16 protein-coding genes are annotated in these 15,398 nt (G+C 64.1%); 13 read left to right on the top strand and 3 right to left on the bottom strand.

The genetic code is table 11. From position 1 onward, the window contains the following. The first annotated feature begins 97 nt into the window (after nt 1–97). Nucleotides 98–1,351, top strand: a complete 1,254-nt coding sequence (gene ispG / locus VGN93_RS20670; RefSeq protein ID WP_327508932.1) for a flavodoxin-dependent (E)-4-hydroxy-3-methylbut-2-enyl-diphosphate synthase — start codon at nt 98–100, stop codon at nt 1,349–1,351. A gap of 170 nt (nt 1,352–1,521) precedes the next feature. Here the strand turns inward: ispG and hisC are convergent, their stop codons facing one another. Both hisC and VGN93_RS20660 read right to left on the bottom strand, forming a co-directional pair. Then, a complete protein-coding gene (gene hisC / locus VGN93_RS20665) occupies nt 1,522–2,577 on the bottom strand; it encodes a histidinol-phosphate transaminase (RefSeq protein WP_327508931.1) in 1,056 nt (351 codons plus the stop codon). Nucleotides 2,578–2,581: 4 nt separating this feature from the next. After that, complete coding sequence (locus VGN93_RS20660; protein ID WP_327508930.1) at nt 2,582–3,499, bottom strand: farnesyl diphosphate synthase; 918 nt, start codon at nt 3,497–3,499, stop codon at nt 2,582–2,584. Between the two features lie 135 nt (nt 3,500–3,634). On the opposite strand from VGN93_RS20660, the gene mtgA reads away from it, so the two are divergent. From mtgA to VGN93_RS20640, 4 genes are all read left to right on the top strand, one after another. After that, nucleotides 3,635–4,390, top strand: a complete 756-nt coding sequence (mtgA, locus tag VGN93_RS20655; protein WP_414714134.1) for a monofunctional biosynthetic peptidoglycan transglycosylase — start codon at nt 3,635–3,637, stop codon at nt 4,388–4,390. Nucleotides 4,391–4,465: 75 nt separating this feature from the next. Next, a complete protein-coding gene (locus tag VGN93_RS20650; protein ID WP_327508928.1) occupies nt 4,466–5,113 on the top strand; it encodes a glutathione S-transferase family protein in 648 nt (215 codons plus the stop codon). A gap of 147 nt (nt 5,114–5,260) precedes the next feature. Then, nucleotides 5,261–5,446 (top strand): 50S ribosomal protein L32, encoded by a 186-nt coding sequence (gene rpmF, locus VGN93_RS20645; RefSeq protein WP_024271259.1) that lies wholly within the window; start codon nt 5,261–5,263, stop codon nt 5,444–5,446. Between the two features lie 165 nt (nt 5,447–5,611). Next, nucleotides 5,612–6,019, top strand: a complete 408-nt coding sequence (locus VGN93_RS20640; protein WP_319324065.1) for a hypothetical protein — start codon at nt 5,612–5,614, stop codon at nt 6,017–6,019. Nucleotides 6,020–6,074: 55 nt separating this feature from the next. Here VGN93_RS20640 and phaR read toward each other — a convergent pair whose 3' ends face one another. Beyond that, a complete protein-coding gene (gene phaR, locus VGN93_RS20635; RefSeq protein ID WP_256119477.1) occupies nt 6,075–6,653 on the bottom strand; it encodes a polyhydroxyalkanoate synthesis repressor PhaR in 579 nt (192 codons plus the stop codon). Nucleotides 6,654–6,945: 292 nt separating this feature from the next. Between phaR and VGN93_RS20630 the strand changes: the two genes are divergently transcribed. From VGN93_RS20630 to VGN93_RS20595, 8 genes are all read left to right on the top strand, one after another. After that, nucleotides 6,946–8,127: an acetyl-CoA C-acetyltransferase gene (locus VGN93_RS20630; RefSeq protein ID WP_319324064.1), complete on the top strand. Its 1,182-nt coding sequence runs from the start codon at nt 6,946–6,948 to the stop codon at nt 8,125–8,127. 94 nt (nt 8,128–8,221) lie between these two features. Beyond that, the gene (locus VGN93_RS20625; protein WP_319324063.1) at nt 8,222–8,947 is read left to right on the top strand and encodes a beta-ketoacyl-ACP reductase; all 726 of its coding nucleotides are present in this window, start codon (nt 8,222–8,224) and stop codon (nt 8,945–8,947) included. A 75-nt stretch (nt 8,948–9,022) separates the two neighbouring features. Beyond that, on the top strand, nt 9,023–9,331 hold the full coding sequence (locus VGN93_RS20620; RefSeq protein ID WP_327508927.1) for a 4a-hydroxytetrahydrobiopterin dehydratase: 309 nt from the start codon (nt 9,023–9,025) through the stop codon (nt 9,329–9,331). Between the two features lie 71 nt (nt 9,332–9,402). Next, nucleotides 9,403–9,792 carry a YkvA family protein gene (locus tag VGN93_RS20615; RefSeq protein ID WP_327508926.1) on the top strand — a complete coding sequence of 130 codons (390 nt, stop codon included), beginning with the start codon at nt 9,403–9,405 and terminating at the stop codon, nt 9,790–9,792. Between the two features lie 330 nt (nt 9,793–10,122). After that, entirely contained in the window at nt 10,123–10,626 is a 504-nt protein-coding gene (locus tag VGN93_RS20610; protein ID WP_319324060.1) for an invasion associated locus B family protein, read from the top strand. A gap of 184 nt (nt 10,627–10,810) precedes the next feature. After that, entirely contained in the window at nt 10,811–13,474 is a 2,664-nt protein-coding gene (locus tag VGN93_RS20605) for a DNA translocase FtsK (RefSeq protein ID WP_327508925.1), read from the top strand. 111 nt (nt 13,475–13,585) lie between these two features. Beyond that, complete coding sequence (locus VGN93_RS20600; protein WP_414714133.1) at nt 13,586–14,260, top strand: outer membrane lipoprotein carrier protein LolA; 675 nt, start codon at nt 13,586–13,588, stop codon at nt 14,258–14,260. Between the two features lie 64 nt (nt 14,261–14,324). After that, nucleotides 14,325–15,131, top strand: a complete 807-nt coding sequence (locus VGN93_RS20595) for an exodeoxyribonuclease III (RefSeq protein ID WP_327508923.1) — start codon at nt 14,325–14,327, stop codon at nt 15,129–15,131. Nucleotides 15,132–15,398: the final 267 nt, after the last annotated feature.

Genomic DNA, 15,398 nt, shown 5'->3' with positions numbered 1-15,398 from the left:
TGAAGGTTGACAAGGCCTGTTTCCTGATCCACCTGAGGGCAAAGGCCGCGCGCTTCCCAAGCCGATCGCGGCCGCGTTTCGAGCAAGAGGCTCTCCCATGTCCTTTTCCTTCGATTTTGAACCGAAGCCGCGGCGCCAGTCCGTGAGCGTCGATGTCGGCGGCGTGCTCGTCGGCGGCGGCGCGCCGGTCGTCGTGCAGTCGATGACCAACACCGATACGGCGGATATCGACGGGACGGTGGCCCAGGTGGCAGCACTCCATCGCGCCGGTTCGGAGATCGTGCGCATCACCGTCGACCGCGACGAGAGTGCGGCGGCGGTGCCGAAGATCCGCGAGCGCCTGCTGCGCCTCGGCCTGGACGTGCCGCTCGTCGGCGATTTTCATTATATCGGCCACAAGCTGCTTGCCGATCATCCTGCCTGCGCCGAGGCGCTGGCAAAGTACCGCATCAATCCCGGCAATGTCGGCTTCAAGGACAAGAAGGACCGGCAGTTCGGCGCGATCGTCGAGACGGCGATCCGCTACGACAAGCCGGTGCGCATCGGCGTCAACTGGGGCTCGCTCGACCAGGAACTCCTGACCCGGCTGATGGACGACAACCAGGAAAAGGGCTTTCCGCTGACCGCCCAGCAGGTGATGCGCGAGGCGATCTGCCAGTCGGCGCTGCTTTCGGCGGAACTCGCCGAGGAGATCGGCCTGGCGCGGGATCACATCATCCTGTCGGCAAAAGTTTCCAACGTGCAGGACCTCATCGCCGTCTATGCGATGCTGTCGTCGCGCTCCGACCATGCGCTGCATCTCGGCCTCACGGAAGCCGGCATGGGCACCAAGGGCGTCGTTGCCTCGTCCGCCTCGCTCGCCATCCTCATGCAGCAGGGCATCGGCGATACGATCCGCATCTCGCTGACGCCGGAGCCCGGCGGCGATCGCACGCGTGAAGTGCAGGTGGCGCAGGAACTGTTGCAGGTCATGGGCTTCCGCCAGTTCCTGCCGGTCGTCGCCGCCTGTCCGGGCTGCGGGCGCACCACCTCGACGGTCTTCCAGGAGCTCGCCCAGAAGATCCAGGACGACATCCGCAAGAACATGCCGGTCTGGCGGGAAAAATATCCCGGTGTCGAAGGCCTCAAGGTCGCGGTGATGGGCTGCATCGTCAACGGCCCGGGCGAGAGCAAACATGCCGATATCGGCATCTCGCTGCCCGGCACCGGCGAACTGCCGATCGCGCCCGTCTATGTCGACGGCAAGAAGGCGATGACGCTGCGCGGCACCAACATCGCCGGCGATTTCGAGACGCTTGTCGGCGATTATATCGAGAAGCGCTACGGGCAGGGCCAGGCCGCTGCGGAATAAGCTTTTTTAGCCGCCGCGCTGGCCAGGAAACCGCGTCGCACTTTTCCTGGCCCCCTCCATGGCGTGGTCTTAGAGTATGTCTGGTTCAGACTAAACCAGACATACTCTAATTTCTTTTGTTTTCGTTTGTCTTTTCGGGAAAACCGGTTCCCACTTTTCCCTGACAAACTCTAGACGATCTCCTCGACCGCCGCGATCAGGCGGTCGCATTCCTCCGGCGTGCCGATGGTGATGCGCAGGAAATCCGAGATACGGGGCTTGGCGAAATGGCGCACCAGCACGGCGCGCTCGCGCAGGCCCTTGGCGAGCGCTTCGCCGCTGTGGGCCGGGTGGCGGGCGAAGACGAAGTTTGCCTGCGAGGGCAGGACCTCGAAGCCGCGCTGGCGCAAAGCGCCGGTCACACGTTCGCGCGTTTCGATGACCTTGCCCCGCGTCTCGTCGAACCATTCGCGGTCGTCGACGGCGGCGGCGGCGCCGGCCTGGGCGATGCGGTCGAGCGGGTAGGAGTTGAAACTGTCCTTGACCCGCTCCAGCGCGTCGATCAACGGGCGCTGGCCGATGGCGTAGCCGACGCGCAGGCCCGCGAGCGAGCGGGATTTCGACAGCGTGTGCACGACGAGCAGGTTGTCGTATTTTTTCGTCAGCGGGATCGCGCTTTCGCCGCCGAAGTCGATATAAGCCTCGTCGACCACCACGGGCTGGTCGGGGTGTTCGGCCACCAGCTTCTCGATGGCGGCAAGCGGCAGGCCGATGCCGGTGGGGGCGTTCGGGTTCGGCAGGACGATGGCGCCGCAGGAGCGGTCGTAGTCGGCAAGGTCGATGGTGAAATCGTCCTTCAGCGGGATTTCCACCGCCTCGATGCCGAACAGGCGGCAATAGGTGGGGTAGAAGCTGTAGGTGATATCCGGGTAGAGCAGCGGCTTCTCGTGTTTGAGCAGCGCGACGAAAGCGTGTGCCAGCACCTCGTCCGAGCCGTTGCCGACGAAGACCTGGTCCGCGTCGACACCGTAGAAGCGGGCGATCGACTGGCGCAGCGCCAGCGCGGAGGGGTCCGGATAGAGCTTCAGGCTGTCGGCGACGGCGCCTCTCATGGCGGCGATCGCCTTCGGCGAGGGGCCGTAGGGGTTTTCGTTGGTGTTGAGCTTGGTGAGGTTTTGAATGCGCGGCTGCTCGCCTGCGACATAGGGCTTGAGCGTGGTGACGATCGGCGACCAGAATTTGCTCATGAGGTCAATTCCTGCGATTTGCGATGAAATGGGCGGTTTCGATCAGGATATCGGCCCGATGGCTGAACGGCGCAAGCAGCGCCTCGGCCTCCGTTACAAGGTCGCGAAGACGGTTTTCCGCCCAGGCCTGGCCGCGGCGCGACACGAGCGTCGCCTTGCCGCGTTCGGCATCCTTGCCGGTCGCCTTGCCCATGGTCTGCGCATCCGCGGTGAGATCGAGAAGATCGTCGGCGATCTGGAAGGCAAGGCCGACCGTTTCGCCATAGCGGCGCAGCGCCAGCCGTTCACCGTCCGGGGCACCGGCGATGATCGCGCCGGCCTCGCAGGCAAAGCGCAGCAGCGCGCCGGTTTTCATCGCCTGGAGCGTGACAATGCCCTCCTCGTCCGGCGCCACCGTTTCCGCCGCAAGGTCGAGCGCCTGGCCGCCGGCCATGCCGCCGATGCCGGCGGCGCGCGCCAGCGCCAGCACCAGTGCCGCCTTGGTGGCGTCGGGCAGACGGGTTTCCGGGGCCGCGACGATATCGAAGGCGAGCGTCAGCAGGCTGTCGCCGGCAAGGATGGCGGCGGCCTCGTCGAAGGCGACATGCACGGTCGGCTGTCCTCGGCGCAGGTCGTCGTCGTCCATGGCGGGCAGGTCGTCATGCACGAGCGAGTAACAATGGATGCATTCGAGCGCCGCCCCGATGCGCAGCGCCGTCTCGCGCTCGACATTCGCAAAGAGGGCGGCGGTCTCGATGACGAGGAAGGGGCGCAGGCGCTTGCCGCCGTTGAGGACGGCGTGGCGCATGGCGGCGAGCAGGCGTTCCGGCCGCGCGATCTCGTCCGTCTGCACGGCGCCGGAGAGCAGCGCCGCCAGCAGCGCTTCCACCGCTTCGGCATTGGTCTTCAGGAGGGACTGGAATTCCTGGTAACGTTCGCTCATCGCCGCTCTTTGACATGGGCTCCCGGTCGACGCAACGGCAATGCCCGGGGTGCTTCAAAGAATCGCGGCGCGCACTGGTTTTTGGCGAGCCGGGACGGTATGAAGGCGCAACGACGGAAGGACGGACGCCGGCTCTTGGACATCGTACCGGAAACACGCGCAGACACGGTCAATACGGAGGCGGAAGCCGGTGAGAGGGACGGTTGGATGAGCCGGCTGCGCCGGAACTGGCGACGCATCGTCCTTGCCGTGCTGGCCTTCATCGCGCTGCCCTATCTGCTGATCCTGTTTTATACGATCGAATTCGTCCGCCCGGTATCGACGCTGATGCTGCGCGACCTGGCGCTTCTGCGCGGCTATGACCGGCAATGGGTGGAGTTCGACGCGATCTCGCCCAATCTGGTGCAGGCGGTCATGATGTCCGAGGACGGGCAGTACTGCCGCCATGGCGGCGTCGACTGGGGCGAGATGCGCGCGGTCGTCAACGAGGCGCTGGCCGGCGAGCAGACGCGCGGCGCCAGCACCATCCCGATGCAGACGGCAAAAAACCTGTTCCTCTGGAACGGCCGCTCGTTCCTCCGCAAGGCGATGGAACTGCCGCTGGCGGTCGCCGCGGATTTCATCTGGAGCAAGCGGCGGCTGATGGAGATCTATCTCAACATCGCCGAATGGGGGCCGGGCATCTACGGCATCGAGGCGGCGGCGCAACATCATTTCAACGTGCCGGCCGCAAAACTGTCGCGCCGGCAGGCGGCGCTGCTGGCCGTTTCGCTGCCCAACCCGTACGAGCGCAATGCCGGGAAACCCGGCCGCGGCCTGCAACGGCTCGCCCGGCTGATCGAGCGGCGGGCGAGCGGCTCAGGCGACTATATCAAATGCCTTTATGAGTGACTTCAGGCCTTTTCATTGGCGCTGACGGTCCTGAATGCTTACGGTCCACGCACCTGAACGGAGCGCCACAAGACCATGTCCGACCTCGTCCTCTATCTCGGCAACAAGAACTATTCCTCCTGGTCCTTCCGGCCGTGGATCGCCATGGAAGCGGCGGGAATCGCCTTCACGGATCATGTGATCCCCTTCGATTTTCCTGCCGGCAATCCGGAATTCAAGCCGATCTCGCCGACGGGCCGCGTGCCGGTGCTGCACCATGGCGCGGTGCGGGTGTGGGAATCGCTGGCGATCATCGAATATGTCGCCGAGCTCTTTCCCGAGGCCGGGATCTGGCCGAAGGAGCGCACGGCGCGGGCCGAGGCGCGGTCGATCTCGATGGAAATGCTCGCCGGTTTTCGGGCGCTGCGCGGCGCCTGCCCGATGAACATCCGCCGCCCGCCGGCGGAAATCGACCTGCCCGAGGGCGTCATGGACGACGTCGCGCGCATCGAGACGATCTGGAAGGGCCTGCTGGCGCGCTCCGGCGGACCGTTCCTGTTCGGCGATTTTTCCGCGGCGGACGCGATGTATGCGCCGGTCGTCAACCGGTTCGAAATCTATCGCCTGACCGCGGACGAGACGGTACAGGGCTACATGGCGCGCATGAAGGCCCACCCCGCCTGGCAGAAGTGGCAGGCGGCGGCACTGGCCGAACCGTGGATCGTGCCGGAAGACGAAGCCTGAGCGAGAGAATCGAAAAAATCGGGCCGGGGTCTGGTCAAGCAGGGTTTTGCTGTGTATAAGCCGGCCCAATTTCCGAGATAAAGACATGTCCCTGTCGCCCGTCCGGTGGCCTGAGGATGTGTTTGCCCGATAAGTGGAGTTAGTGAAATGGCTGTACCTAAGAGAAAAACGAGCCCGTCCAAGCGCGGTATGCGCCGTTCCGCAGACGCTCTGAAGGGTTCGACCTACGTCGAAGACAAGAACTCGGGCGAACTGCGCCGTCCGCACCACATCGACCTGAAGACCGGCATGTACCGCGGTCGCCAGGTTCTGACGCCGAAGGAAAGCGCATAATCCGCGCTTTCGGCATCAGCTGAAATCAGGGGCCGGCTCGTCCGGCCCTTTTCTTTTCGGGCATTTGCTCCGTTCCGCCCCGCGCGACATTTTCTTGTGCCGAAACTTCGGCTAAGAGGGCCGGAAGGACTGCTCCCGGGGAGCGGCCAGAGGAGAGCGCCGCCCATGCTTTTTGCCATTCCGCTGCTGATCATTCCGTTCGCCATCTACAACCTCGTGATGATGGGGCTTTTCGGTGGTGGCGGTATTGCCACGCTCGACAGCGAGGTGCTGGCGGTCAACATGCTGTCCGGCACGACCTGGACGATGGCCTTCGGCGACTTGCTCATCTTCATCGCGCTCGTGCTGCTCTTCGTGGAAATCCTGAAGGCCACGCGGCCGGGCTCGCGCGCACTGCTCGATCACATGCTGTCGATGGTGCTGTTCGTGGTTTTCCTCGTCGAGTTCCTGCTGGTGCAGGGGGCGGCGACGCAGATCTTCTTCATCCTGATGACGATCACCTTCATCGATGTCATCGCGGGTTTTGCCGTGTCGATCCGCACGGCCGGCCGCGACGTCTCGATCGGGCTTTGACGCGGCGCGGGGAAACTCCGCACCAGCCCGTTTCTCTCCGGTCAGCCAGCTCTTCTTAGCTCAGGTTGTCGAGCTTCGTCTGGAGCGCGCGCAGCTGTTCCTTCAGCTCGTCGAGATCCTTCGGCTCGGCCTTGCGGGTCTCCTTTGCCGGCGCGGCATTGGCGAAGGGCGAGAACATCTTCATCGCCTGCTGAAACAGCTCCGTGTTGCGCCGCGTCGTTTCCTCGATCAGCGCCATCGGCACCTGCAGGTTCTTGCCGAGCGGGGTATCGCCGAAGGTCTTGTTGATCTGCTCGCGCATCTGCGACTGCTGGTCGGTGAAGGCCTGCATGGAGTGCTCGAGATAGCTCGGCACCACCATCTGCATCTGGTCGCCGTAATAGGAGATGAGCTGGCGCAGAAACGAGATCGGCAGGAGCGTGTTGCCGGTCTTCGATTCCTGCTCGAAGATGATCTGCGTCAGCACGGAATGGGTGATGTCGTCGCCGGATTTCGCGTCCTGCACGGTGAATTCCTCGCCCTTCTTCACCATGACCGCGAGATCGTCGAGCGTCACATAGGTGCTCGTGCCGGTGTTGTAGAGGCGGCGGTTCGCATATTTCTTGATGACGATCTGACCGTCGTTGCGGGCCATTAGGGTCTCCTCATCCCCGTGTTCCTGTTTCTTTTTTGATCCTGGAGAGTATCCGCAAAAAGTCGCGACCTGACAATCGAATTGTGCGATGCGGCGAGGAATGCTGCGCAACATGGATTTTTATGCTGCACGCCCCTTTGATGAAATTTTAGCGGCGCCGGATATCCCGTTTGACTCTCCCCTTCCGCTTTGCCAGTTTTGATACCGGGAGAACCGCCGGGCTTGCGTCGTTCGCGCGTTGAGCCCGGTTCCAAGGCCGGCCACCGGTCGATAGAACTGAGGACGTAGCACCATGAGCACCCCATCCATCGTCATCGCCAGCGCCGCCCGCACCGCGGTCGGGTCCTTCAACGGCTCCTTCGCCAACACGCCTGCCCACGAACTCGGGGCGACGGTCGTTTCGGCGGTTCTGGAGCGCGCGGGCGTGGCGGCAGGCGACGTGAACGAGGTGATCCTCGGCCAGGTGCTGCAGGCCGGCGAAGGCCAGAACCCGGCCCGCCAGGCCGCCATGAAGGCCGGCATTCCGCAGGAAGCGACCGCCTGGACCATGAACCAGCTCTGCGGCTCGGGGCTTCGCGCCGTCGCCCTCGGCATGCAGCAGATCGCGACCGGTGACGCCAGCATCATCGTCGCCGGCGGCATGGAATCCATGTCCATGGCGCCGCATTGCGCGCATCTGCGCGGCGGCGTGAAGATGGGCGATTTCAAGATGATCGACACGATGATCAAGGACGGCCTGACCGACGCCTTCAACGGCTACCACATGGGCATCACCGCCGAGAACGTCGCCAAGCAGTGGCAACTGTCGCGCGAGGAGCAGGACGTCTTCGCCGTCGGCTCGCAGAACAAGGCCGAGGCCGCCCAGAAGGAAGGTCGCTTCAAGGACGAGATCGTGCCCTTCATCGTCAAGGGCCGCAAGGGCGACGTCAGCGTCGATTCCGACGAATATATCCGCCACGGCGCGACGCTCGATTCGATGGGTAAGCTCCGCCCCGCGTTCGACAAGGAAGGCAGCGTGACCGCCGCCAACGCCTCCGGCCTCAATGACGGCGCTGCCGCAGCCCTTCTGATGTCGGAAGCCGAAGCGTCCCGTCGCGGCATCCAGCCGCTCGCCCGCATCGTTTCCTGGGCGACCGCCGGCGTCGATCCGAAGATCATGGGCACCGGCCCCATCCCGGCATCGCGCAAGGCGCTCGAGCGCGCCGGCTGGAAGATCGGCGATCTCGACCTCGTGGAAGCCAACGAAGCCTTCGCGGCCCAGGCCTGCGCGGTCAACAAGGACCTCGGCTGGGATCCCTCGATTGTCAACGTCAATGGCGGCGCGATCGCCATCGGCCACCCGATCGGCGCATCCGGCGCCCGCATCCTCAACACGCTGCTGTTCGAGATGAGGCGCCGTGGCGCCTCGAAGGGTCTTGCCACGCTGTGCATCGGCGGCGGCATGGGCGTGGCGATGTGCGTAGAGAGCATGTAAGCATCAGCTTACAATCTGCTTTGCCATGACCCGCCGCCTGCACGGCAACGGGGCGACGGGTCTATACCAAAACAAACTAAGGGGAGTGAGCCACATGAGCAGGGTAGCATTGGTAACGGGTGGATCGCGGGGCATCGGTGCCGCCATTTCGGTGGCGCTGAAGGCGGCCGGGTACAAGGTGGCTGCAAGCTATGCCGGCAATGACGACGCCGCCAACGCCTTCAAGGCGGAAACCGGCATCCCGGTCTACAAGTGGGATGTTTCGAGCTACGAGGCCTGCGTCGAGGGCATCGGCAAGGTCGAGGCCGATCTCGGCCCGGTGGACATTCTCGTCAACAATGCCGGCATCACCAAGGACGCGATGTTCCACAAGATGACGCCCGACCAGTGGGGCGCCGTCATCAACACCAACCTGACCGGCCTCTTCAACATGACCCACCCGGTCTGGACCGGCATGCGCGACCGCAGCTTCGGCCGCGTCATCAACATTTCCTCCATCAACGGCCAGAAGGGCCAGATGGGCCAGGCGAACTATTCCGCCGCTAAGGCCGGCGACCTCGGCTTCACCAAGGCGCTCGCCCAGGAGGGGGCCGCCAAGGGCATCACGGTCAACGCCATCTGCCCCGGCTATATCGGCACCGAAATGGTGCGCGCCATTCCGGAAAAGGTGCTGAACGAGAGGATCATCCCGCAGATCCCGGTCGGCCGCCTCGGCGAGCCGGAGGAGATCGCCCGCATCGTCGTCTTCCTCGCCTCGGACGACGCCGGTTTCATCACCGGTTCGACCGTTTCGGCGAATGGCGGCCAGTTCTTCGTCTGAGCTTTTCCAACGATAAGGAACACGGCGCCTTCGGGCGCCGTTTTCATATGGTAGGATTGGAAAAGAGAGGGCGTCATGAAACAGGAAAAACTGAGCGAACAGGCGATTTCCGAAGCGCTGGCGGGCCTCGACGGCTGGACCCGCTCGGACGACGGCATCGCCATCGAGAAGAAATACAAGTTCAAGACCTTCCGCGAGGCCTTCGGCTTCATGACCGAGGGGGCGCTGGCGGCGGAAAAATTCAACCACCACCCCGAATGGTTCAACGTCTACAACCGCGTCGAGGTGCGGCTTACCAATCATGATGCGGGCGGTTTGACCGAGCTCGACATCAAGCTCGCGACGGCGATGGACAAGGCTGCGGGCGAACGCACGAAGAGTTGAAGGCGCGTGAAGGCATTCCCATATGATTCCCGCCGGGCTTTTCCGGCATCGCCACCTGAAGGAGGCCATGCATGGATGATGTGAAGATCGGCGAGATCCTTCTGCCGGGAGACGAGGACGAGCAGGAGCGCCAGGAAAGCCGCGTGAAACGACGGTTCTGGCCGGTCCTGAAGCGTGCGATGCGGCAGGTTCCCTTCTCCCGCGATCTCGTGGCCGCCTATTACTGCGCGCTGGATTCCCGCACGCCGGCGCGGGTTCGCGGCATCCTGCTGGCAGCGCTCGCCTATTTCGTGCTGCCGCTCGACGGCATTCCGGATTTCTTCGCGCTGGTCGGCTTTTCCGACGACATCGCCGTGTTGACGGCAGCCTTCGCGGCGATCCGCGGCCATATCCGCGAGGACCATTATATGGCCGCCGACAAGGCCATGGCGGACGAGCCGGACCTGCAGCCGACCCGGTAAATCCGTCTGCCTGCCGATCGCCGCTCCACCTGCGATGGCGCAAGTCAAATTCTTGCCCTATTCCTTGTGCCTTAAATGGTTTCGACGGGTTTCTATCTCACCAAATGGGGATCGGGCGCGCCCGCCTTTGTTTATGAAGGCAGCGGCGGATTTCGACGCAAATTTGTCCCGGTGCAGCGCGGTAACCCTGAGTAAAATGGCTCCTGTTGACGGTTTGGTAACCTGAATTAAGTCAAAATAAATCAAATCGTCATCATGCATGGCCGACACCGGCATCGAAGGCGCCGCCTTCGGTCGGCAAACCACAGGCAAGACAACCGGCAGGAAAACATGTTCGTAAGAAAGCTAGCAACCGCACTCGCCCTCGTTTTCGCGACCGCAGGCGTTGCCTCGGCCCAATCGCCGACGCGCATTCAGCAGTTCAACGCCTGGGGCGCCTACTCCTACCAGGCGAACGGCGGCAAGGTCTGCTACGTGCTGTCCGTGCCGAAGGAAAAGAACCCGGCCGGCGTCGACCACGGCGACGTCTTCTTCCTCGTCTCGCAGCGCCCTGGCCAGAACATCAGCTACGAGCCGCAGGCGATGATGGGCTATCCGCTGCAGGAAAACTCCAAGGTCAACGTCGTCATCGACGGCCGCACCTTCGTGATGTTCACCAAGGGCAACTCGGCCTGGGTCGAGAACGCCGCTGAAGAACCGGCCCTCGTCGCGGCGATGAAGGGCGGCAAGGACATGCAGGTCCAGGCGAAATCGCGCCGCGGTACCGGCACGGCCTATTCCTATTCGCTCTCCGGCATCTCGGCGGCGCTGAAACAGATCGAAGGCTGCCGCTGAGGCATTCCCTCATTGAAACAAAAAGGCCGGCGTCACGCCGGCCTTTTTCGTGTCCCAAGCCCGCCTTGAGCGCCATGGTTAACACGCCATTAAGGCTTCCTTCGTAGGATTCGCAGTCAGGCACATTCGCGAATCGCGCGGAAAAGTGCGGTTTTTTCCTTGGCGTGGACTATAGGCTGGACCCATGAGCAGAAGCATATCGGCAGGACTGGATAACCGTCACGACCGCTTCGTTCTGTCGGCATTCGTCTGGCGACAGGTGCAGATCCTGTTCGGGCTCTGCACTTTCCTCGGCCTCGCCTTCGCGGTCGCCGCACTCTCCACCTGGAACGTCTCCGACCCGAGCCTCTCCTATGCCTCGAGCGGCGCCCCGGCCAACATCCTCGGTTATCCCGGCGCCGTCTTCGCCGACATCTTCATGCAGTTCTTCGGCATTGCCAGCGTCATCGCGCTGCTGCCCGTCGTCGCCTGGGGCCTGGCGCTGATCAGCGGCCGGCGCTTCAACCGCGTGCCGCAGCGCGCCGGTGCCTGGCTCGGCGGCGCCATTCTCGCCTCGGCAGCGCTTGCCTGCGTGCCCGCACCCGTCACCTGGCCGCTGCCAACCGGACTTGGCGGCGTCTTCGGTGACATGATCCTGCGCTTCCCCGCCCTCTTCACCGGCGCATACCCGACCGGCCTCTTCGCCAGCATCCTCGGCGGCATCATCGCCATCCCCGCCGCCTGGCTGATGGTTTTCGCCGCCGGCCTTATCGGCTCCGTCACGATCGAGGACGAGGAGGATTTCGCTCCGGTGCCCACACCGAGCCGTGCGCGCACCATCGCCGAGGAAAACGAGGACGACGACGACCGGGAAGGCCCGCTCACCGTTTTCGCCGGCGCCATGACGCATGCCTGGTACACCGGCCACGCCCGCATGCGCCGCCTCTTCGGCCTCGCCAACCAGCGCCGCAAGGCGCGCGGCATCGAGCAGCCCTATGATTTCAACGAGGACGAGTTCGGCACGCTGAACGAGCCTGCGCGCGCCCGCACACCGGCCCGCGGCGCCGGCGAGCGCGTCGAACCGTCGCTGGACGGTCGCCGCGTCGTCGCCGCCCCGCCGATGGCCGGCGACGAGGACGACGACCTGCCCTTCGACAGGGACGACGAGCCGATGCGCCGCCCGAGCGGCATCCTGCCGGACGACGATGCCGACGACGTCGCCGCCGACTGGGCGCCGCGCCGTGCGCCGGCCCGCCAGCCGATGCCCGCCACCACCGCCCGCGTCGTGCCCCCCGCCGCCCGGCCCAAACCCGGCCAGCGTATCGAGCGCGAGGCGCAGACCTCCTTCGTCGGCCCGGACGGCTTCGCGCTGCCGCCGATCCACCTGCTCGCCGAGCCGAAAGGCCAAGTGCGCGACACCACGCTGTCGGCCGATGCGCTGGAGCAGAACGCCCGCATGCTGGAAGGCGTGCTGGAGGATTTCGGCGTCAAGGGCGAGATCATCCATGTGCGCCCCGGCCCGGTCGTCACGCTTTACGAACTGGAGCCCGCGCCCGGCATCAAGTCGTCGCGCGTCATCGGCCTTGCCGACGACATCGCCCGCTCGATGAGCGCGATCGCCGCCCGCGTCGCCGTCGTGCCCGGCCGCAACGCCATCGGCATCGAACTGCCGAACCAGAGCCGCGAGACCGTCTATCTGCGCGAACTCATCGCCAGCCGCGATTTCGAGACCTCGAAGGCCAAGCTCGCCATGGCGCTCGGCAAGACGATCGGCGGCGAGCCCGTCATCTCCGACATCGCCAAGATGCCCCACTTGCTCGTCGCCGGCACCACCGGCTCGGGCAAGTCGGTCGCCATCAACACCATGATCCTGTCGCTGCTCTACCGGCTGAAGCCGGAACAGTGCCGCCTGATCATGATCGACCCGAAAATGCTGGAACTCTCCGTCTATGACGGCATCCCGCACCTGCTCTCCCCCGTCGTCACCGATCCCAAGAAGGCCGTCGTGGCGCTGAAGTGGACCGTGCGCGAGATGGAGGAGCGCTACAAGAAGATGTCGAAGATCGGCGTGCGCAACATCGACGGCTTCAACAGCCGCGTCGAGCAGGCGCTGGCCAAGGGCGAGCAGATCAGCCGCACCGTGCAGACCGGCTTCGACCGCCAGACCGGCGAGGCGATGTACGAGACCGAAGAGTTCGATCTCCAGCCGATGCCCTATATCGTCGTCATCATCGACGAAATGGCCGACCTGATGATGGTCGCCGGCAAGGACATCGAAGGAGCCGTCCAGCGCCTCGCCCAGATGGCGCGCGCCGCCGGCATCCACGTCATCATGGCGACGCAGCGCCCGTCGGTCGACGTCATCACCGGCACGATCAAGGCGAACTTCCCGACCCGCATCTCCTTCCAGGTGACCTCGAAGATCGACAGCCGCACCATCCTGGGCGAGCAGGGTGCCGAACAGCTGCTCGGCATGGGCGACATGCTCTACATGGCCGGCGGCGGGCGCATCCAGCGCGTGCACGGCCCGTTCGTCTCGGACGGCGAAGTGGAGGCTGTCGTGGCGCATCTGAAGACGCAGGGCTCGCCGCAATATCTCGACGCGATCACCGAGGACGACGACGAGGATGGCGAGGGCGGCGGCGGCCCGGCCGGCTCCGCGAACCTCGAGGATTCGGACGACCCCTACGACCAGGCCGTGGCCGTTGTGCTGCGCGACGGCAAGGCATCGACCTCCTATATCCAGCGCCGCCTCGGCATCGGTTACAACCGCGCCGCCTCGCTGATCGAGCGCATGGAGAAGGAGGGCCTGATCGGCCCCGCCAACCACGCCGGCAAGCGCGAGATCCTCGTGCCGACGGAAGAGTAAATTTCGGAACGACGGCCGGGAACGGTGCGCCGTCTGCGGCGTTCCGCCCGCAAGTTCCGCGGCAGGGCTTGACGCCATTATGGCGCCGTGTTTGGCCCGCATGACATGCAGATGAAGGAGACCGACATGATCCGATCCGAGACAGGCCGCGCGACCGGAATGCTGACCCGCCGTGGCTTCACCTGCCTGATGGCCTTCACGCTCGCAGCCGGCCTTTCGGCACTGGCGCCCACCGAAGCTTCGGCGCAGGCAAGTGCCGCCGCGCAGAAGATCGCCGACCACTTCGCCTCCGTGAAGACGATGATGGGCGAATTCGTGCAGTTCGGCCCGCGCGGCGAGCAGACCGGCGGCAAGTTCTACATCAACCGCCCGGGCAAGATCCGCTTCAACTATGAAGAACCCTCGCCGATGCGCGTGATCGCCGACGGCAAGTCCGTCGTCATCGGCAACCGCAAGCTCAAGACCTGGGACATCTACCCGCTCTCCAAGACCCCGCTCAACCTGCTGCTCGGCGAGAAGATCGACCTCTCTGCCAAGATGGTGCGCAACGTCAAGGAAGAAGCTGATCTGACCACCATCGTGCTCGGCGACCGCAACATGTTCGGCGATTCGACCATCACCATGATGTTCGACCCCAAGACCTATGACCTGCGCCAATGGACCATCACCGACGCGCAGGGCAAGGACACCTCCGTGATGATCTTCAACGTCAAGACGGGCGTCGCCCTCGACGAGAAGGTCTTCTCGATCCCCTATGACGAAGTCCGCAACAAGGGCGCGAACTGAGAAAGCCGTTTCCGTTTCGCCATGCATGCGCTAAGACGCCCCGGACGAGTTTCCGGGGGCAGGCATGACACTTTCGATTGCGACGTGGAACATCAATTCCGTGCGGCTGCGCATGCCGCTCGTCGAACATTTCCTGACGACCTTTTCGCCGGATATCCTGTGCCTGCAGGAAACCAAGTGCCCGAACGAACTCTTCCCGTCTGAACCGCTGAAGGCGCTCGGCTACGAGCACATCGTCTTTCACGGCCAGAAGGGCTATCACGGTGTCGCGACCATTTCCCGCCTGCCGCTGACCGAGATCGTCGAGCGGCGCGACTATTGCGGCGTGGGTGACGCGCGCCACATCTCGGTCGTCTTCCATCACCGCGGCAAGTCGATCCGCCTGCACAATTTCTATGTGCCGGCCGGCGGCGACGAGCCGGACCGCACGATCAACCAGAAATTCGGCCACAAGCTCGATTTTATCGAGGAGATGAAGCTGCTGCACGCCGAGGCAGAGGCCGGCATATCGTCGATCCTCGTCGGCGACCTCAACATCGCGCCCCTGGAGCACGACGTCTGGTCGCACAAGCAGCTCCTGAAGATCGTCAGCCACACGCCGATCGAGACCGAGGGCCTGATCGACGTGATGACGAAGGGCGCCTGGGTCGACCTGATGCGCCGCAAGGTGCCCGCGCATGAAAAGCTCTATACATGGTGGAGCTACCGCTCGGCCGACTGGGTCGCCGCCGACAAGGGCCGCCGCCTCGACCACATCTGGTCCTCCGCCGACCTCGAACCGCACCTCACCGACATCAAGGTGATCCGCGAAGCCCGCGGCTGGGAACGTCCGTCGGACCATGTGCCGGTGATTGCGGAATTTGAGTTCTAGAGTTTGTCAGGGAAAAGTGGGAACCGGTTTTCCCGAAAAGACAAACGAAAACAAGAAACTAGACTATGTCTGGTTCAGTCTGAACCAGACATAGTCTAACGGCAACGCAGTATCCGCCTTCGGCACCCCCCCTTGTAACTTGACGTCCTCCGCTTGCGGCCTAGCTAGAGCTTGCGGTGACGGAGTTGAGCCCGCACCCCCCTTGGGTTTGAACGCCCGTGGCAGAGCCAGGGAGAGCTCCGTCGTTCCATCGAACCCGAACAGTCG

The sequence above is a fragment of the Shinella sp. genome, from assembly GCF_035998705.1.
Classification (GTDB): Bacteria; Pseudomonadota; Alphaproteobacteria; order Rhizobiales; family Rhizobiaceae; genus Shinella.
This window is presented reverse-complemented; position numbering and strand designations above follow the sequence as displayed.